Origin of the sequence: Agrobacterium rubi TR3 = NBRC 13261 (assembly GCF_000739935.1) — a bacterium.
Taxonomy (GTDB): Bacteria; Pseudomonadota; Alphaproteobacteria; order Rhizobiales; family Rhizobiaceae; genus Agrobacterium; species Agrobacterium rubi.
In genome coordinates, this window is sequence record NZ_BBJU01000007.1 from 186,674 (window position 1) to 205,901 (window position 19,228).

The 19,228-nt window shown below is 55.6% G+C and carries 20 protein-coding genes; 5 read left to right on the plus strand and 15 right to left on the minus strand.

Going from position 1 to position 19,228, the window contains the following annotated elements; translation table 11 throughout:
* Positions 1-9 precede the first annotated feature (9 nt).
* The 4 genes from RRU01S_RS05440 (at position 10) to RRU01S_RS05450 (ending at position 4,459) form a co-directional block, all read left to right on the plus strand.
* On the plus strand, positions 10-2,100 hold the full coding sequence (locus RRU01S_RS05440) for a carboxy terminal-processing peptidase (protein WP_045229621.1): 2,091 nt from the start codon (positions 10-12) through the stop codon (positions 2,098-2,100).
* 202 nt (positions 2,101-2,302) lie between these two features.
* Positions 2,303-2,470 (plus strand): hypothetical protein, encoded by a 168-nt coding sequence (locus tag RRU01S_RS26175; protein WP_165572210.1) that lies wholly within the window; start codon positions 2,303-2,305, stop codon positions 2,468-2,470.
* A 266-nt stretch (positions 2,471-2,736) separates the two neighbouring features.
* A complete protein-coding gene (locus RRU01S_RS05445) occupies positions 2,737-2,934 on the plus strand; it encodes a hypothetical protein (protein WP_045229226.1) in 198 nt (65 codons plus the stop codon).
* A 184-nt stretch (positions 2,935-3,118) separates the two neighbouring features.
* Positions 3,119-4,459 (plus strand): putative bifunctional diguanylate cyclase/phosphodiesterase, encoded by a 1,341-nt coding sequence (locus RRU01S_RS05450; protein ID WP_131367767.1) that lies wholly within the window; start codon positions 3,119-3,121, stop codon positions 4,457-4,459.
* 11 nt (positions 4,460-4,470) lie between these two features.
* Here the strand turns inward: RRU01S_RS05450 and RRU01S_RS05455 are convergent, their stop codons facing one another.
* Positions 4,471-4,854 carry a hypothetical protein gene (locus RRU01S_RS05455; protein ID WP_045229228.1) on the minus strand — a complete coding sequence of 128 codons (384 nt, stop codon included), beginning with the start codon at positions 4,852-4,854 and terminating at the stop codon, positions 4,471-4,473.
* Between the two features lie 372 nt (positions 4,855-5,226).
* Here RRU01S_RS05455 and RRU01S_RS05460 point away from each other — a divergent pair, with 372 nt between their 5' ends.
* Complete coding sequence (locus tag RRU01S_RS05460; protein WP_131367768.1) at positions 5,227-5,412, plus strand: hypothetical protein; 186 nt, start codon at positions 5,227-5,229, stop codon at positions 5,410-5,412.
* Positions 5,413-5,548: 136 nt separating this feature from the next.
* Here the strand turns inward: RRU01S_RS05460 and RRU01S_RS26685 are convergent, their stop codons facing one another.
* The 14 genes from RRU01S_RS26685 to RRU01S_RS05525 form a co-directional block, all read right to left on the minus strand.
* The gene (locus RRU01S_RS26685; RefSeq protein ID WP_256387055.1) at positions 5,549-5,677 is read right to left on the minus strand and encodes a hypothetical protein; all 129 of its coding nucleotides are present in this window, start codon (positions 5,675-5,677) and stop codon (positions 5,549-5,551) included.
* Between the two features lie 128 nt (positions 5,678-5,805).
* Positions 5,806-7,317 (minus strand): glucose-6-phosphate dehydrogenase, encoded by a 1,512-nt coding sequence (gene zwf / locus RRU01S_RS05465; RefSeq protein WP_045229230.1) that lies wholly within the window; start codon positions 7,315-7,317, stop codon positions 5,806-5,808.
* A gap of 68 nt (positions 7,318-7,385) precedes the next feature.
* Positions 7,386-7,967, minus strand: coding sequence for a histidine phosphatase family protein (locus RRU01S_RS05470; protein ID WP_045229231.1), 582 nt, complete (start codon positions 7,965-7,967; stop codon positions 7,386-7,388).
* Positions 7,968-8,089: 122 nt separating this feature from the next.
* Positions 8,090-9,688, minus strand: a complete 1,599-nt coding sequence (locus RRU01S_RS05475; protein WP_045229232.1) for a GMC family oxidoreductase — start codon at positions 9,686-9,688, stop codon at positions 8,090-8,092.
* Between the two features lie 61 nt (positions 9,689-9,749).
* Positions 9,750-10,178 (minus strand): hypothetical protein, encoded by a 429-nt coding sequence (locus RRU01S_RS05480; protein WP_131367769.1) that lies wholly within the window; start codon positions 10,176-10,178, stop codon positions 9,750-9,752.
* Complete coding sequence (locus RRU01S_RS26430) at positions 10,175-11,233, minus strand: hypothetical protein (protein ID WP_234936097.1); 1,059 nt, start codon at positions 11,231-11,233, stop codon at positions 10,175-10,177. Before RRU01S_RS26430 ends, RRU01S_RS05480 begins: the two co-directional genes overlap by 4 nt.
* 124 nt (positions 11,234-11,357) lie before the next feature.
* Positions 11,358-12,074 carry an ABC transporter ATP-binding protein gene (locus RRU01S_RS05490; protein ID WP_045229235.1) on the minus strand — a complete coding sequence of 239 codons (717 nt, stop codon included), beginning with the start codon at positions 12,072-12,074 and terminating at the stop codon, positions 11,358-11,360.
* A complete protein-coding gene (locus RRU01S_RS05495) occupies positions 12,055-12,819 on the minus strand; it encodes an ABC transporter ATP-binding protein (RefSeq protein ID WP_045229622.1) in 765 nt (254 codons plus the stop codon). Before RRU01S_RS05495 ends, RRU01S_RS05490 begins: the two co-directional genes overlap by 20 nt.
* Entirely contained in the window at positions 12,816-13,820 is a 1,005-nt protein-coding gene (locus RRU01S_RS05500) for a branched-chain amino acid ABC transporter permease (protein ID WP_045229236.1), read from the minus strand. Before RRU01S_RS05500 ends, RRU01S_RS05495 begins: the two co-directional genes overlap by 4 nt.
* 1 nt (position 13,821) lies before the next feature.
* A complete protein-coding gene (locus RRU01S_RS05505) occupies positions 13,822-14,685 on the minus strand; it encodes a branched-chain amino acid ABC transporter permease (protein WP_045229237.1) in 864 nt (287 codons plus the stop codon).
* Between the two features lie 97 nt (positions 14,686-14,782).
* On the minus strand, positions 14,783-15,955 hold the full coding sequence (locus RRU01S_RS05510) for an ABC transporter substrate-binding protein (protein ID WP_045229623.1): 1,173 nt from the start codon (positions 15,953-15,955) through the stop codon (positions 14,783-14,785).
* A 157-nt stretch (positions 15,956-16,112) separates the two neighbouring features.
* Positions 16,113-17,240, minus strand: a complete 1,128-nt coding sequence (locus tag RRU01S_RS05515) for a PLP-dependent cysteine synthase family protein (RefSeq protein ID WP_045229624.1) — start codon at positions 17,238-17,240, stop codon at positions 16,113-16,115.
* A 184-nt stretch (positions 17,241-17,424) separates the two neighbouring features.
* The gene (locus RRU01S_RS05520; RefSeq protein WP_045229238.1) at positions 17,425-18,069 is read right to left on the minus strand and encodes a ThuA domain-containing protein; all 645 of its coding nucleotides are present in this window, start codon (positions 18,067-18,069) and stop codon (positions 17,425-17,427) included.
* A gap of 20 nt (positions 18,070-18,089) precedes the next feature.
* Positions 18,090-19,190, minus strand: a complete 1,101-nt coding sequence (locus RRU01S_RS05525; protein ID WP_045229239.1) for a Gfo/Idh/MocA family protein — start codon at positions 19,188-19,190, stop codon at positions 18,090-18,092.
* Positions 19,191-19,228: the final 38 nt, after the last annotated feature.

The following is a 19,228-nucleotide window of genomic DNA, read 5'->3' on the forward strand; positions in this document are numbered from 1 at the left end:
GAACGCTGGATGCGCATGAAGTACGGTTTCGTTGGCTTAATTCTATTTGTTGCGTCCTCTGCTTTTTCTCAAGAGCTTGCGAAACCTCCGGTTCTGGAGGCATCCAAAACCCAGGCTGAAGCGGCCAATCTGAGTGCGCAGTTTCTGGGGCGATACGCCTATAAGCCTGTTCCGCTCGATGATGCGCTCTCGGCGAAAATCATGGACAAGTTCATCAAGTCCCTCGACCCGGACCGAATGCTTTTCATGCAGGCCGATATCGACACATTTATGGTTGGCAAGACCAGCATCGATGATGGCATCCTCGATGAAGACCTCGGCATTCCATTTTCCATTTTCAACGTCTACACCCAGCGGGTCGTGGATCGCATGACCTATGCCCGCAGTCTGCTCAAGCAAGGCTTCGATTTCACCGTAAAGGAAGAATATTCGCTGCTGCGCGAAGACGCCCCCTGGGCACAATCGGAGCAGGAAAGCAACGAACTCTGGCGCAAGCGCGTCAAAAGCGATTGGCTGCGTTTGAAACTGGCAGGCCAGGCCGATCCAGCCATTCGAGACACTCTGGACAAGCGCTACAAGAATATTCTGGAACGTGTTTATCCCTACAAGAGCGATGATGTGTTTCAGACGTTCATGGCCGCCTACACGACGGCCGTCGATCCACATACGGACTATTTCAGTGCCGCTGCGTCCAACGAGTTCGATATCTCGATGAGACTTTCACTGGTTGGTATCGGTGCCGTTTTGCAGGAGCGGGATGGTTACACGACCATTCGTGAGCTCGTCGCAGGTGGTCCGGCGCAATTGTCCGGCAAGCTTGCCGTCGGGGATCGCATCATCGGCGTCGGTCAGGGACAGGATGGCGCCATAAAAGAGGTGGTCGGCACCCGGTTGGACGAAGTGGTGCAACTGATACGCGGTGAAAAGGATTCCACCGTTCGGTTGGATATTTTGCCCGCAGACGCAGGTGGAAACGCAAATCACCGGGTGATCAGCCTCGTGCGAGACAAAGTCAGCCTTGAAAAACAGGCTGCGCAGAAGACTATCGTGCCAGTCGTCAAAGACGGTGTGACCCGCAAAGTCGGGGTTATCACTCTGCCGACGTTTTATGAGGATTTCGAAGCGCGCCGGAAAGGTGACAAGAACTACCGAAGTGCCAGCCGCGATGTCGCCAAGCTGCTTGGAGAGCTGAAGCAGGATAATGTCGACGGCGTGCTGGTCGATTTGCGTGATAACGGTGGCGGTTCGCTTTCTGAAGCAATTGACCTGACGGGTTTGTTTGTCGGTAAAGGTCCAGTGGTTCAGCAACGCGATGCAGAAGGCAAGATCAAGGTCGAAAGCGATGACCTGTCATCGCCCGCCTGGTCCGGTCCGGTCGGCGTTCTCATCAATCGCGGCTCCGCCTCCGCATCGGAGATTTTTGCCGCAGCGATACAGGACTATGGCCGTGGTGTGATTGTGGGTGAGCCGAGCTTTGGTAAGGGTACCGTCCAGACAGTGGTGGATCTCGATCAGGTTGCCCGCAATACCAAGCCGGAATTTGGTCAGTTGAAATTGACCATCGCGCAGTTCTTCCGCATCGACGGCGGAACGACCCAGCTGCGTGGCGTCACGCCCGACATCAGCCTTCCGGGACTCTCCGACCCTAAGCTGCTGGGTGAATCGAGCTACGACAATGCGTTGCCGTTTTCTGAAATCAAGCCGGCAAAATATACGGCGAAGGGTATCACCAACACGCTGTTGCCACAGCTGGAAAGCCGCCATGAAGCCCGTATTAAGGACGATAAAGCCTTTCAGCGATTCGTAGAGGATGTCGCCGATCTCAAAGCCCAGCGTGAGAAACGCACCTTGTCTCTCAACGAAACCGAGCGCAGAAATGAAATGACCGCATTGGCCGATCGTTTGAAGGCGCGCGGACAGGCCGACGACGGAATTATGCGCGGCGACGACGATGGCCTGCAAGCCAACGAACGCAGCCTCAGCGCCAATTTGGCAATCGAAACTGCTCGCAAAAACGCGAAAGACGTTTTGCAGGTCGAGGCTGCCGCGATCGTTGCAGATGAGGCGGAGCTTTCGCAGGGCATGAAGAAAAAGCAGTAACGTCGAAAATTCAAAAAAATGCAATTCGCCGACCAAGCGCCAAACGCATGGTCGGCAAACTGCGTTTGAAGCCCAGAGCTGGCGTTCATCTTCCTGATGATGAAACCTCAGATCACCTCTGCCCGCGGTTCCGCCATATCCGCACTCTTGTCGGAAACCCTTCGTGATCCTATCTCACTTCGCAGAAGGAAGGAGCGGCAAGATGTCGGAGATTGCAATTGATTTTTTGTTGGAAACGGCGGTCGAAATCATCCCGCCCGACGCAGGAAAAGACGAAAAAGATACCCGCATTTGTTTATGCTGCCAGCGGGCAAGTCCGTGGATCGATGATGACGGTTGTGGAATTTGCAATGAGTGTATCGAGGCCTGATCGCGTTCTTCAATGATTGGGTGATGCCCAACGCACGCGCGGCCGCAGACAGCGAACTATCGCGCAGTACATTCAGAAAAGTACGGTAAAAAACAGCTGACATCGTGGTGTTTGCTCATCGGTTTGCATGGGGTGGATGACCGCTCGTAGATCTGAAATGTCTATAAGTTGTGCAACTGCGATCACTTTAACAGTATATGCCAATGGAAACGGAACCCGTTGGCTTATCACAAGTTTGCATCTCACGATCCACAAGGAGACGTGTCATGAGAGATATCAACCCGGCCCCCGGTAGCCCAGCAGAAACGCCACGCGGCCCAACGTCTACCCCCGGCATTCCTGATCGCGTTCAGGAAAAGCCGCCTTTGCCACCAATCACTGACCCCGGCGATAACAAAAACCCAAATGATCCAACGCTCAACCCCGCGCTGTTGCCGATTGGCGATCCAGCCGGTGCAGCTTAAGACGTTGAATAAATACTCGACAGGACGCGTTATCGCCGCGTCCTGACTATGCCGTAACTATGGCGCAGCTCGCGTCGGGGGCAATCAACCACTTAACGCCTGCGACAAATCACCCGGCAAAATTAAATTCGTTTCTGGTGCTTGCTTGATATAGTTGAAAGCATCGCAAGGACGGACTTGAATTTTGGACGAATTTTCCAGCTGCAGTTTGGGCGTGCGCCCTCAACGCTCAAAGCATCTTCAGTTCGTCTGTCGTGTTGCACTTCCCGTTGGGGTATTTGTCAGCGGCATTTGGGTCGTCATATTTGCGTTGATGCAGGTCTGGCAACTCGTTGCACTTGAGGCGACGCTGTTTTCGACCATTTTAGTCGGATGGCTCTTGGCCAAAAATGGGTATGTTTCACAGGGCATGCTCCTTTCCCAAGTGGCATGTATTTTGTTCATCACCAGTTTTTCACTGTTGTTCGATGTCCCCAGCGACGCGGTGCCGCGGGTTTCGCATGTCTATTTTCTCATCATTGCTCTAGCAGGTTTCGTCAATCATCAGCTCGATCCCAGCCGTTTCCAGCTGGGCGTAATCCTGGCATCAGTTGCAGCTTTCATATGCTTTTCTGCAAGCGCGATGAGCTTTGAGTTCGCCACCCCTCTCAGCGACGAAATTCGGATGATCACAGCGTGGAGCCATGCGATCGTCGTGACCGCGCTCCTATGCGGCGGTATTTTGTTGTTGCAGCATAAGCTGGGACCCGACTCCCGGCTTATCCGGGAACTTCGCTTGGCAATAACCAAGGAGCAGCTCGAACTTTTCTTCCAGCCTCAGGTCGATCGGCAAGGTCGCCTGATCGGGGCAGAGGCTTTGCTGCGATGGAAGCATCCAAGGCTTGGTTATGTTGCGCCGGATGATTTCATACCAATGGCAGAGCGAGCCGGATTGATGCCAGAACTGGGTGGTTGGGTGTTGAATAAGGCGATCGAAACCCTGTCTTCCTGGCGCGACACGCGTCGCACGAAAAATTTCGTCTTATCGATCAATGTCAGTCCTGACCAGTTTCTTCAGCGGAATTTCGTCGCTGACCTCACGTCTGCCTTGGAGGCAACCGGTGTTCCGCCGCAAAAGCTTCAATTGGAGCTGACGGAGACCATGTTCGTCACTCAGGTCGATTTGTTGATACAGAAGATCAAGGCGTTGCGCGAGCGCGGCATCGGTGTTGCTCTTGATGATTTTGGCACCGGCTATTCATCGCTGAGTTATTTACGACAACTTCCTCTCCAGCAACTCAAACTGGACCGCAGTTTCGTCAGGGCTATCGCGACCGAGCGCGGGGCACTCCTCGCTCAGAATATCTGTCAAATGGGCCATGATCTCGGCTTGGAAATTCTGGCTGAAGGAGTTGAAACAGAGAAGCAGTTTCAGTTTTTGCTGGAATGCGGGTGCAGCGCATTCCAGGGATATTATTTCGGCAGGCCGCTGGAACTAAGGGTGTTTCAGGAGAGATTTCTCCCTCAGACGCCTTACACGGCGTGACAAGGCGACGGTTAGAAACGGCGACCCAGAAGGTATCCTACAACCGCGCCAAGGCCGAGATAGGCGATAGGCTGCGCGCGAATGCGCGCGCCTAATGTGGCTGCAACGCCTTTCGCTTCGGCTTTAACGACGCGACCAGAGGTTAAGGTCAGTGCCGATACGCTGTCGACAGCTTCGACCTCCTCCGAAGCATAGGCTGAGGGGTCTTCCGCGTCGGACTGCTCACGGACCGCCTCAAGTGCTTCATCGACAAGCGGCGTCGAGCTTGCGATTTCCGCATCGTCTGGAACAGATTGTGTATCGGAAGCGTCGAATTCTGTGTTCGCGGCAATAGCGCCTTCGGGGTGGTCAGGTCTTTTTTCCTGATCGATATGGGTCGGTGTTTCGAATGCCATTTGAAAGGTCCTCTGATGTAACTGGCTATCGAACTTTGTTCATGGCGCAGAGTTCCCATACACAGACAGCGTTTTTCTTCGCTTTAAGTTGAGCAGTCACGCTACGTCTAGCTTCTCGCTGAATTTCGGCGCACCGCTTAAGTTGCGGTTTTTCCAGAAAAATATCTATTGATTGAAGTCTTGTCGAAAATCATAGTGGGCCAATGGTTGATTCTGGCTCACATCAGCGGCTCGGTCGCTTCCCGCGAAATTCTTTCAGCAGCGGAGTGTCCTGACGCCATTGCAATGGCACGGTCTCGAGCCGGTCCATTTCGCTTTTATAAGGATAGATGTCGATCCAGTTATGCTGGATACAATGCAAGGTAAATGACGATGCTTTCATTCCCCGCCATTCTTGGGATATCCCTTGGGTCTGCTGGCTATGTGGCGTTCAGCCGAAAGAACAAGCCCTGGAGCTTCCTTAAAAGGCTGGGATATTTTATTGCCGTTTCGATGGCCATCTTGCTGGTCATGCTGGCTGTCAACTTCGGGCTCTATTACTCAAACCTGAAAGCGTGAGGCATGCTGCCACAGCGGCTTTGAAAGCAGCCATCGGCCACCCGGTGTCAGCCCTTCAACGACAATCTATAGGAGCGGTGAGAGGAGATTGCGGCGTTCGAAACCCGAGCGCCGCAATGGTATCATTCGGGCCGCGTCACTTCTTTTTGGTGGTGCTTTCGCTCGCCTTGACCTGCGAACCCAGCGTTGGGGCTGCTGCTGGTGCGGCTTTATCTTTTTTGGGTTTTCTGACTTCTTTGTTGCTGCGAACTTGACCCTTGGCCATCGACTGTCTCCTTGGTTGGTCTTGCAATCTAGCAGTCATGTGGTTGGCAAACGCAAGCAGTTTTTGCTCTCACATGGTATTGGCTCAGCGGTCTGAACGAGCCCGATGTCAGCCGCCTTACAAATTCTCTATGTCCGCTTGTGCGGACGCGGCACACCCAGTTCACGCCATTGGCGTCCATCGCGCTCTATGAGATCATGCGCAGATTGTGGGCCAGCACTTCCGGGCTCGTAGGTTTCTGGCGTTCCACCTTTTGCCCAAATGTCCAGAAAGGGCTGTACGGCAGCCCAACCGGCTTCGATACCATCGGCGCGCTGGAAGAGCGTCTGATCTCCGGCGAACAGTTCGTAAAGCAGGGATTCGTAGCCGGTCGTCTTGCTGATATCGAACTGGTCCGCATAGCGGAAATCCAGCGCGACGGGCACAGTATCGACCGCCTGACCCGGCGACTTGATCGACAGTTCCATGCTCAGACCCTCGTCTGGCTGGACCTGGATGACGAGCCGGTTTGGCGGAAGGCTCGGGGTGACATCGGTTTGGCGAAATTGGGCAAACGGCACCTGCTTGAAGGTGACGACGATCTCTGTATCTCGGGCCACCATGGCCTTGCCTGTGCGCAGATAAAAGGGAACACCGGCCCAGCGCCATGTGTCTGCATAGAGCTTGAGCGCAACGAACGTCTCTGTGTTCGATTGCGGCGCGATATCCTTCGTGTCCCGGTATGCGGGGATGGCAACGCCGTTCACCGTTCCGGCGCTGTATGCGCCACGGGCAGAATGGCTCTCGGCTTCCTCTGGCGTGAAGATACGCAGTGCCTCCAGCACTTTGCTTTTTTCGTTGCGGATGGCCTCTGCGTTGAAACTGTTTGGCGGCTCCATGGCCACCATGGCCAGAAGCTGAAACAGATGATTGGGGATCATGTCACGCAATGCACCGGTGGCATCGTAGAATTTGCCGCGCGAGCCGACATCCACGATTTCAGCCGCCGTTATCTGCACATGATCGATGTAATTGTTGTTCCAAAGGGATTCGATCATCATATTGGCGAACCGCGCCGTCATGATGTTCTGGACCGTTTCCTTGCCTAGGAAATGGTCCAGCCGATAGACCTGCTTTTCGGAAATCGTGTTCAGGATTTGCGCATTCAACGCTCGTGCAGAGGCAAGGTCGGTTCCGAACGGTTTTTCGATAGCGATCCTTCTGAAGGCATCATCCGTCTCCGTCACCAGTCCATGCTGGCCCAGTTTTTCGACGATAGTCCCGAAAAACTGCGGTGGAACGGCAAGGTAAAATGCTGCATTTCCGACCGCTGTGTTTGCCAGACGTTTGGCGATCTCGACGAAAATCTCGTCTTTTGTAAAGTCGCCGCTGATATATGAAATGCGTTGCTTCAAGCGCAGCCAAGCTTGATCTGCGGAGACGGGTTCGGTGCCACCCAGTCCGGACAAAAAGCTGTCCAGCTTTTCGACCAGCATCGCGTCATCGCCCGGTTCGATGCCCACACCCAGAATATGGAGGTCGTCACCCACCAGTCCACTACGGGTCAAGTTGATGAGCGAAGGAATGAGAAGCCGACGGGTAAGATCGCCGGTCGCGCCAAAGATGACAAGGGTGACCGGAGGAGCGGGTGTTGCGTCCAAAATCGTATCTCCACATTCGCGAAAGACTGAGACATTCAATGTTAGGATAAAGGATGCTTCAGACGGGATTATGTCTGGTTCCAGTTTCGAACTACCGGTTCGTCAAGATTGTGTTCATATCCCAAAATACTGATGCTGGTGGTGTCCAGAATAAAACAAGAGCCTGCCACGGCGTCTAATCCCAGCCATCGAGCAGCGAAAACCCGGAGAAAATGAGAGCTCGAAAAGATCAGAACATTGCCGCTGACCGATCGGATTTTCGTGATGACGGCATCGGCTCTGTTGCTGACGTCCAGCACGGTTTCACCATCCGGGCAGCCGTGCTGGAAGATGTTCCAGCCTGGTTGATGGGTCTGTATGTCCTTCGTCGTGATGCCCTCGTAACGCCCGTAGTCCCATTCAGCGAGGTTGTCGTCTATCTCAACTCTTGCGCTGAAGCCCGCCAGCTCGCAGGTCTTTCGTGCGCGTTGAGACGGGCTGGAAAACACCGCGTGGAAATCAATAGCGGGTATCCGCTGTTTCAGCAGCCTGGCGGCATTCTCGCCATTGTCCGTAAGAGGTATGTCGCTTCGCCCAGTGTGCCGGCCGGACAGTGTCCATTCCGTTTCTCCATGACGAACTAGAAAGATCTGAGGGTATTGCGTGGTCATTGCTGCTGCCTTGTTGACTCTATCTCATCTTGTCTCAAGCTGTACCGGCTTCATGCCGAAAATGCGTCAGCCTGACAGAAGATCGGTCCGAAGGTATAGCGGGCTTCAAGACAAGCCAGACTTCAGACGGCGTTTCTCCCGAGAATGAGATCGGCTGCCTTCTCGCCGATCATCGCGGAGGCGGCCTGGGTGTTGCCGCTGATCAATGTCGGCATGATGGAGGCATCGGCAATCCGCAGCCCTTCAATGCCGCGAACCTTTAACTCCGGTGTCACGACGGAACCCTCGTCTTTGCCCATTCGGCAAGTGCCGACCGGGTGGTAGATGGAGTCCGAGTGGGCACGAATGAGTTCAATCAACTCGGCGTCGCCAAGCTTGTCCTTGCCGTAGAGATATCGGCCGCCATAGCGTGTCAGTGGCTCAGCTTCAAGAATCCGGTGCACCACGCGTGCGCCCTTCAGCATCAATTGCATATCGGCAGGTGCCGACAGAAAGGCAGGATCGATCCGCGGCGCTCCTGCGGGATCGGACGATGTCAGCCTTACTTCGCCACGGCTTTCCGGTCGCAAGGCGCATACATGCAGGGTAATGCCGCGCACCATATGGGTGTGTCGCGCATGATCATCGACAAGCGCTGTACAAAAATGAAATTGCAAATCTGGTCTGTCCAGAGACGGATCGCTTTTCACGAAACCACCTGCTTCTGCGATATTGCTGGTCAGCAACCCCCTTCCTTTTCGCCATGCGGGGAAGGCGGCGGCAGCGCGCATCAATGTGTCCGGCCCAAATCCGAAAAGACCCGGTCCTCGCATCTGTTTCATGGCCGTATAGTCGAGATGGTCCTGAAGGTTGCTACCGACGCCGGGCGCGTCGATGACAATCGGTATGCCGTGTTCACGCAGATGCGTGGCGGGACCGATACCCGAGATCATCAAGAGGTGTGGAGACAGTATGGCTCCGGCCGAAACGATGACTTCACGTCTTGCGCGGATGGTGCGGCGTTCTCTGCCAGACACCACGACGACGCCGCACGCGCGGCGTTCCTCGATAACGAGACGTTCAGCGCGCGTGTTTGCGAGGATAGTCACGTTCGGCCATGTCGATGCATTCGCCAGATAAGCAGACCCTGCATCCAGACGGGCACCACGTTGCTGGAAAACCTGATAGAGACTCACACCCTCCTGTTGTGGACCGTTGAAGTCCGCATTGTGCCGGTAGCCCATCTGTTGTGCCGCTTCGATGAAGGCGAGAGACAAGGGGCCGGGTGACACCTGATCGGACACGACGAGCGGCCCACTGTTGCCGTGCAGCGGACCTGCGCCGTGTTGGTTGTTTTCCGACCTCACAAACAGGGGCAACACGCTTTGCCAATCCCATCCGTCGCAGCCCGCAGCCGCCCAGTCGTCGTAATCTTGCGCCTGTCCGCGAATGTAGATCATCGCATTGATCAAGCTCGAGCCACCAACGCCACGCCCACGCGGCACATAACCCTTTCGACCACCGAGCCCGGATTGCGGTACGGTCTCGAAGGCGTAATTACGGCGGGATTTGAATGGCACCAGCATCGCCATGCCGCTTGGGATGATCGACAGGATCGAAGGCTTGGGGCGACCCGCCTCGATTAAAATGACGGATGGTTTTTCCGGCGCGGCGGCAAGACGCGCAGCCAACGCGCAACCGGCTGGTCCGGCACCCACGATAAGGTAATCCGCTTCCTCCATATCTTCTCCTCCCCGTAGAGTTCTGAAGATATTTGAGGGTTACGTCAAACCTCTTGCTTGGCTACTCGCAGGTGTCGGCGATTTTTTTGAGTTCGACGGCGGGTTCCAGCATCGTACCGGGTGCCTTGCCGACGAAGCGGTAGGTGCCACGCCAGAAGCCTTCTGCCGCTTGTGAAATGCGAAGCCGATGATCGCCGTCTTTGCAGGTTGCGTCAAAGGCCAGATCGCCCATATCGGTAAAATCCAGATCACATTTGGCAGCTTGGGCTTTGGGAAGAACAGGGTTCATGTGGGCTTTTATGGCGGCTTCATCATAACAGATTTGAAAGACCTGTTCGTCGTTCTTCAGCTCCGGTGTCGGGATCGGAGTGAAGATACGCACCTGCCATAGCCCCGCAGGAAGGCCTGTTTCCTCCGCCAGGACGGGTGGCGATAGTCCGAAAAGAGCAACAAGGATAGAAAGCCGCTTGAAGGATATCGTTTTGCTCACTGGCATTCTCCCATCCGCTTGACGGCGACGTCCGTCATGGGTTGCGGCATATCCGTATCGCCCTCGTAGGTCTCATTATAGGATATTTGGCCGGTGAAGCTCTCACCATCATTTTCGGGCTGGAGATACATGCCCCAGGATGCTCCGATGCCACCGAGGTCGCATTCGGCTCGCATCTGCACGCCGCTGTCGTAAAAATGCACCTTGTCGATTAGAACGCATTTCACACCTGACGGCTTTGGCATCAGGGGCAGGGTTTCCGCCGTCATGTCGTCCTTGACGCAAATGTCGCGGGAAGCCTCGACGACCTTCATCTCTGTTTCGGTCCGTTGCAGCGTTTTCCATGTGAAGCGCCAAAGTCCGCCCCATTCGGGCCGCTCCGTCGGTATCGCACTAGCCTTCGTGTCGGAGCGAACCTGAGGGCTCGAAAGGTCCATGGTCTCGAGCGCCAGCCGTCTCGAGAACCAGGCGCCCAGGATATTAAAGTCGTTGAACGTTATGTGATAGGGCTTGAGAACCTCATCCTGCTCGCTGAGCGCCGTTCCGGCGACAGATGCTTTCCGTGCGTAATAGACCTGGATTTCACGAAATTTCTCCTCAGGCATCGGCTCGTTTTGCGTGAGGGGTGCTTGATTGAGGACCGATTGTGCGACATCCTTGCCGAATGCCGCATAGGTGCCTTGAGCATTTTCCGCGAAATAGGCGCCAAAGATTTCCACCATCGCAAATGTTTTGTCCAGCTTCATCCGCTCGCCATAGGCAGCGCTCGCGGCATCGAAGCTGGCTTTGTCTGTTCCGAACTTTTGGTAGATCGCCTCGTGATCACCGTCGGGATCGAGGAACATCGCATAGGTTATGTGGCTGTATGTTCGGAAATCGACCCCGTTTATCGGTTCCAGCATCTTCAGATCAAAGCCCTCCCGCAGGGTGGCAATTTTCGGTGGCGAGGTTGGGGAGGGGGTTTCGATAGTGGCACTGGCATCCTGTGCCAAGCCCATAGTGGGCGCCGAAAAGGCCATGATAACAGACAGAACGGCAATACAGGAGCGTGACACGATGGTATGTCCCTCTACACATTGTCGATATTTATAATCGTGAAAATATCATAAAAATCATTATGGAATGAAAAGCGCTTATGCAAGGTTGAATATATGCCACGCAGCGTTCCCTTTGCCGATGTTAGTGCAGGCCTCCGACACCCAGCAGGCGTTCGACTGCGCTCTTGTCATCTGACAGTTGGCGTGGCGTTCCCGTCCATGCCACGCGTCCGCGCTCAAGCACGATAACGGTGTCTGCGAAGTCGAGAGCGCTTTGAATTCGCTGCTCCACCAGGACAATCGTCATGTCACCTGTCCGGGCCAGTTCTGAAAAGACGATCATGAGCTCTTCGCAGATGACGGGCGCCAGACCTTCCAGTGGTTCATCGAGAAGGAGCACTGATGGACGGCCGAGAATGGTACGTGCGGTGGACAACATCTGCTGTTCTCCACCGGAAAGCTGACCACCAAGATTTCGGCGGCGCTCTTTCAAACGCGGAAACATTGCATAGGCCTCCTCCATCGCGCCTTTGGGACGTGACTTCAGACCAACGGATAGATTTTCCTCCACAGACAGACTTGGAAAGATGCACCGTGCTTGCGGCACATAGCCGAGACCGACATGAGCACGTGCAGCACTGGCCATCGACGTGATATCTGCCGACCCTATGTTGATCGTGCCGTTGTAGCGCTTCGTTTGTCCGGCGAGTGTGGCTAGCAGAGTGGTCTTGCCCATTCCGTTGCGTCCAAGCAGGGCAAGCCGCCCGCCAGATGGAACGGAAAACGAGATGTCTTCCAAAATACGTGTCGGGCCATAGCCGGCCGACAGTCCTTTGACCTCAAGCGGCATGGCTGGCATTGGCGTAGCTCCCCAGATAGGCCTCGCGGACGCGGGCATCCTGTGTGACATCGGCGGGTGAACCATCGAAAATGATCGTGCCTGCAGCCAGAACGACGACGCGTTTTGCGAAGCGAAAGACCAGATCCATATCATGTTCGATCATCAGAACGGCAAGATCAGGTGGCAGGTCGGCAAGCGCCTGCTCAATGCGGCCCGTATCGCTCTGTGGAACGCCAGCCGCCGGTTCATCGAGCAGAAGCACTTTCGGTTTGAGCGCCATGGCGACGGCAAGTTCAAGCAGTCGCTGCTTGCCATAGGCGATTTCTCTGACTTTACGGTGCATCAGTTCTTGAAGACCAAGCGTATGCAACAGCGTGTCGACTTCAGCCATGACGTCCGGCATCTTGAGATAGTTTCCGAACATTCGCCCTGTTCTGCCTTGGCGCTGCAAAACCGCCAGAGCAATGTGTTCAGCGGCTGACATATCGAGAAACAGGCGAGTCACCTGAAACGAACGCACGAGGCCGCGCTTGACGCGCCCGTTTGCGCCTATGGTCGTCACCGTCTCTCCGTTCAGCCGAACATCACCGGAATCGGGCTGGAGATTGCCGGTCACGAGGTTGACGAAGGTGGTCTTGCCCGCACCGTTCGGGCCAATCAGCGCGACGCGATCGCCTGGCGCCATGGACAGGGTAACATTGTTGGTCACCGAGAGGCCGCCGAAGGATTTCTGAAGATTGACGACTTCAAACACCGCACTCATGGGCTCACCTGCTTTTTGCGGCTGAACCATGCTGCCGCCGTTCCATACAATCCTTTGGGAGCGAAAAAGACAACGATGATCAGGAGGGCGCCCACCATTGTCAGCCAGTGGAATGGATTTGCCGCGGAAACATAGTCTTCAAACAACATGAACACGACGGTTCCCAATAGCGCTCCGAAGAGCGAGCCGGTACCACCGAGAACCACCATGACCAAGGCTTCCGCAGACATCGTAAACGACAGGCTATCGAGACCCACGACCTGCGTCGTGATGGCATTCAACGCGCCGCCGACACCGGCAACGGCACCGGAAATCACATACATCTTGATGACAGCAGTTTTCGGTGATCCACCCATGGCGCGCACACGCAGCGGGTCTTCCTTGATGCCACGGCACAGCATGCCGAAGGGTGAGCGCACGATGAAGCGCAGCAGAATGAATATGAGGAGCAGCAGCGCCATGGCAAACACATAGGCCGTGTGGCCGTAGAGGTCGAACTCGAACAGCCCGAAGATGGGGTCTGGTGCGATGCCGGAGAGACCATCGCTGCCGCCGGTCCAGCTGGATGCCTTGTTGGCAAATTCGTGAAACAGATGGATGAGTGCAATGGACAAAACCAGCTGTGGCAGCCCATGGCCGCGCAAAAGGATAATGCCGCTCAAAAGCCCCGCCAGGGCACCGCCGCCGATACCGGCCAGCGTCATCAGCAGCGGATCGTTGATGCCGTAATGCGCCGAGACGATGCCTGCTGCATAAGCGCCGGTGCCGAAGAGAGCGGCATGTCCAAGCGTTGCGATCCCGCAATATCCCGTCACGAGATCGAGCGATAGAACCAGAAGCGCGGTTGCGATGATGCGGGTGAGAAGAGCGAGATTATCGGGAAAGAGGAGATAACCGAATAAGGCGACGACGATGATCGCGACAATACCGATCGTGTCGCGCGCCATGGAACGATGCGGACGAGCAGCATGTTGAGGGTTCGAGTTAGCAACAGTCACCATATCAACGTGCCCTTCCGGCAAAGCCGCGTGGGAACACGCAAATGATAGCGATCACGGCAAGGTAGAAGAAGAATTCGCCGAATTCCGGCATGAGATAGCGCCCCGTCGTGTCGATGCTGCCGAGAACAAGGCACGCGATCAACGCGCCGGATATCGAGCCCGCGCCACCCACTGACACCACGACGAGGAACGTCACCATGTACCGCAGGGCGTAATAGGGTTCGACCGGCAAAAGTTCGGCACCAATGACGCCACCCATTGCGGCAAGACCAACGGCAACAGCAAAACTCAAGGCATAGATGATCTCGGTTCGAACCCCGAGTGCCGCAGCCATTGCGGCATTATCGACCGAGGCGCGCAGCTTCACCCCGAAGCTCGTTCGCTCGATGGCAAACCAGAGGCCCACAGCAACGGCCAGTCCGCAAGCGATGGCAAAGAGACGATGGACGGGAATGGTGCGAAAGCCAAGATCGGCCGAACCCTGCAAGGTTGGAGGGAGCGGAATGGTTTTCAGCGTCGGACCGAAGACGTAATTGGCTATGCCGATGATGCAAAAGGTTATGCCGATCGTCATCAGAACCTGCGTCAGTTCCGGCGCACCATAGATGCGGCGATAAAGAAATCGTTCGATCGGGATAGCCACGATAATGGTGCCGATGACGGCGGCAAGCACTCCGATACCATAGTTGAGCCCCAGATCGCGCACCGCATAGGACGCGATATAGCCACCAATCATCGCGAACGCACCATGTGCCAGATTGACGACACGCATCAGGCCCATGGTCACAGACAGGCCGATGGAAATCACGAACAGCACCATGCTGTAGGCAAGCGCATCGACGGCAATGCTGAAGACTGTCTGCATAAGGCGATCCCGATGCGCGATGGAGGATTTTGTAAATCTGGACCCGAAGTGCGATTGTGCACCTCAGGTCTGTCTGAACAAGTCGGGTCTGCGAACTTTACTTCGCAGCGGCTAGACCGGGATCGCCCTGCTTTTCAAAGGTCTGTATTTCCTTGTTGAAATAGGTGCCATCATCAGCCTTTGTCACCTCGCGCAGATAGATGTTCTGCGTGATGTGGCGGCTTTCCGGGTCAATCGAAACGGGTCCACGTGGGCTTACCCAAGACAAACCCTTCACGGCTTCCACGGCCTTCGCCGCGTCCTGCTTGCCGCCTGTCGCCTCGATCATCTTGTAGATGACATGCATGCCGTCATAAGCACCGACGGCCGGAAACGAAAGTTCTGCCTTGTTGCCGATGGCCTTGGTTGCGGCCTCTACGAAAGACTTGTTTTCAGGAGAATCATGCGAAACTGCGTACTGGAACGTCGTCTGGATGCCGAGTGCCGCTTCGCCAAGGGCTGGCAGGTCGGATTCCTGGGTCAAATCACCAGGGGCAAAGAACTTTATGCCGCCGGATTTCAAACCGTTCTCGTTATAGGCTTTCACGAAGCCGAGTGTCGTCGGGCCTGAGGGCAGGAAAGCGAATACGCCCTGCGCGCCCGAATCCTTGATGCGCTGCATGATCGGGCTGAAATCGTTGGTGGAAAGCGGCATGCGGATCGCTTCGACGACCTGCCCACCTTCCTTCTCGAAAGCTGCCTTGAATGCATTTTCGGCATCGACGCCGGGACCGTAGTCACTGACGACGGAAATTACTTTCGTTACGCCCGCATCGTGAGCGACTTTCGCAATCGGTGTCGATGTTTGCCACGTGGTGAAGGATGTGCGGACGACGAGCGGACTTTTGGTGACGATAGCCGATGTCGCAGCGTTCATGATGACGAGCGGCGTGTTTGCCTGTTTGAGAATGGGTGTTACTGCCATGGCGTCGGGCGTGAAATAGAAGCCTGCGAGATATTGCACCTTCTCTTTGACGACGAGTTCCTGCGCAAGCGCCTTTGACTGGGCGGGATCGGCTGCGGGCAAGTCGCGGTAGATGATCTCGATGGTGTTATCGCCGACTTTGTTGCCATTGGTGGCGATATAGGCGTCGATCCCGGCCTTGAAATTTTTGCCCTGCAAGGCGAACGGCCCCGAAAACGGTCCGACGACACCGACTTTGATGGTGTCGGCATAGGCCGCAGTGCTCATGGTGATTGCCGCTATTGCGGCCAGAACGAACCGTTTCATAAATCCTCCCAGATCGATGGCGCACTCCCGCACCAGGGCGGCACATAGCCTGCCCATATCGATCATAGGCAGCACGAAACGGTAATGTAAAATGAATAAATAAGGCCCGACGCATATATCCCAAGTTATGCGTCACAATCATTCTATGCCGGTTTTCTCAAACGGCGGAGTTGAAGGTTTCGAATGTGCCGCTGTCGATGAAGGTTTCGAGCATCTCTCGATACGGCGCTATGTCGATGTTGTTCTTCGTCAGCCAATCGGGATTGTAGTACGTGGCCGCATAACGGTCTCCGCTGTCGCAGATCAACGAGACCAGCGAGCCTTCCTTGCCTTCCTTCATCATGGCAGCTGCAATCCAGCACAGCCCGAAGAAGTTCGTGCCCGTGGAGCCGCCGACACGCCGAAACAGACGGTCGGACAGAACATGCATCGCCGCGATGGAGGCCGCATCTGGTATCTTGATCATATGGTCGATGACACCGGGAATGAACGAGGGCTCCACACGCGGGCGCCCCACACCTTCGATGCGTGATGGCGTGGAACAAGTTACGGTACTATCACCGCACATATAGGACGCATAAAAGGCCGAATGTTCGACATCGACAACGCAAAGGCGTGTCGAAAGATTACGGTAGCGAATATAGCGGCCGATCGTGGCAGAGGTACCGCCTGTGCCGGCGCTCATCACCACCCATTCCGGCTCCGGGTATTCTTCGCTTTTCATCTGCTCGAAGATGGAATCGGCAATATTGTTGTTGCCGCGCCAGTCGGTTGCGCGTTCGGCGTAGGTGAACTGATCGAGATAATGGCCACCCGCTTCTGCCGCCAGCCTTTCGGCGACGGTGTAAACTTCTGAGGGTCGGTCGACGAAATGGCATCTGCCACCAAAGCGCTCGATGGCCTCCACTTTCTGGCGGCTGGTCGAATGCGGCATCACGGCGATGAAGGGCAAATCCAGAAGATGCGCAAAATAGGCTTCACTGACGGCGGTTGAGCCTGATGATGCCTCGACGAGTGTCGTGCCCTGAGCGATTTTGCCGTTGCAGATGCCATAGAGAAACAGCGAGCGCGCGAGCCGGTGCTTGAGGCTGCCGGTTGGGTGGGTGGACTCGTCTTTCAGATAGATCGAAATACCCTTCAAGCCCTTGAAGACGGGCTTGACCAGATGCGTATCGGCAGAGCGGCGCCCATCGCCTTGAAGGATGCCGATCGCACGTCTTGCCCATTCGCGATCTTCGCAGGCTGGCAACGGGGTGACAGGTGGTGTGGAGAGGCAATCCGTCATCACGCTCATGCTTCCACCTGCCACTGTATGGAACGGATGCGCGCCAAAGCGCCTCTGCCATTTGCGTGATCGATGCCTGCCACGATTTTTGCTTTCCCGGAAACAATTGCTTGGAATGTTTTTCGCGAATTGGTCCCTATCGCGGAATGCCACTGTCGCCAAGCATAAAAGTCTTCGGTTGTGCCTATCTGCGGGCAGCCCAGTTTGCTCCACGGTTGAAGATGGTTCTCATTTCAGGCACGGAAAACTCCTTGGCCTGATGGCCAAGCGCCGAAAAGAAAACACGACCCTTTCCATAGGTGCGCTTCCAGACCACCGGCATGACGACGCCATCGATCCACCAGGCATGATCGCCCGTAAACGTGGTGGTCGCCAGCACCTCGTTCGAGGGATCGACATGCATGTAATATTGCTCGGAGGTGTAGGGGAAATCCGAAATTCCCTGCATGAGCGGATCGTCCGGACGGGTGATGTTGACGCGGTAATCGATGATGTCGCCCGGATGCGCGACCCATTGTCCGCCGATCATGAACTGATATTCCACGCATTCGCGAAAGCTGTCGCCTGCTTGGCCATGAAAACCAGCAAGGCCCACGCCGTTTTCAACGGCTTTGGTGAGGTTCTTGATTTCTTCCTTTTCGATTTTCGACATGGTGATGATCGGCACCACAAGGCTCAGATCATGAATGGCCGGGTCCGCGAAGGCTTCCGTCGAACTTTCGACGCGAACGGTAAAGCCATCGGCCTCCAGCATATGCTTGACGACATCGGCGCATTGCTCCGGTTCGTGGCCACTCCATCCACCCCAGACGATCAGTGCTTCGGGCATATCTTTCCTCCTCAGGATATTTACTGTGCGAGCTGACCATCGACCAGCGATTCTGCCAGCGGAGCAGGGCGCTCCACCTTTGTTGTGATGGATATGGTTGTGCCGGTGTCGGATGCCGTCTGAAACGCTTCCATGACTTCCAGCACATGCAAAGCCAGATCGCCATTGGCGCGGTGCGGACGGTTTTGCCTGATGGCGTAGGCCATGTCGGCCACGCCGAGCGAACGGTAGTTGCCGTCGCTATACGGCGCGCTCAATGCCTGCGGCTCGAAGTCTCCACCCTTGCGCAACAGTTCGATCTCGCCACCGAAATAATTGGGGTCTGGCACAATCATTGTGCCTTCCGTGCCGTAGATTTCCAGCGGAACGTGTTTATGTCCGGCGACATCGAAGCTCATGCTGATCTGCACGACCGCGCCATTCTCGAATGCCAGCATGCCCGACACGTGGGTTGCAACGTGAACCGGGATCGTCTCACCCTTCTTAGGCTCGCTGGTGATGAGCCGCTCGTTGCGCGGCGCCACGGCAAAGCCCGCGACTTTGGCGACCGGTCCCAACAGGTTGACGAGATCGGTGATGTAGTATGGTCCCATATCCAGCATCGGCCCGCCGCCAACCTCGTAGTAGAAGGCGGGATTCGGGTGCCAGCGCTCATGGCCGGGGCACATGAAGGTCGCCGTCCCACCCACGGGAATGCCGAGAACACCTTCATCTACCAATGTGCGGGCCGTCTGGTGGCCACCACCGAGAAAGGTGTCCGGTGCCGAGCCGACGCGCAGACCTTTTGCTGCGGCAGCCTCTACGAGTGTCTTGCCCTCGGCAAAATTAATGCCCAGAGGTTTTTCCGAATAGGTGTGCTTGCCCGCATTCAATGCGCGCAGGCCAACCTCGACATGGGCCTTCGGGATGGTGAGGTTGACGATGATTTCGATCTCGGGATCACCAAGCAAATCCTCGATTGTTCTAGCCGCAAGGCCGAACTCGTCGGCCCGAGCCTTGGCGGCTTCGGGGTTCATATCCGCCAGTCCTCGAATGTGCAGAATGGGAAAAGATGCCATGGCTTTGAGATAGGCGCTGGAGATATTTCCGCAGCCAATGATGCCGATGCCGACCGTCTTCATATGATTTCCTCCCGTAAATCAAATAAGCGAACCTGTTG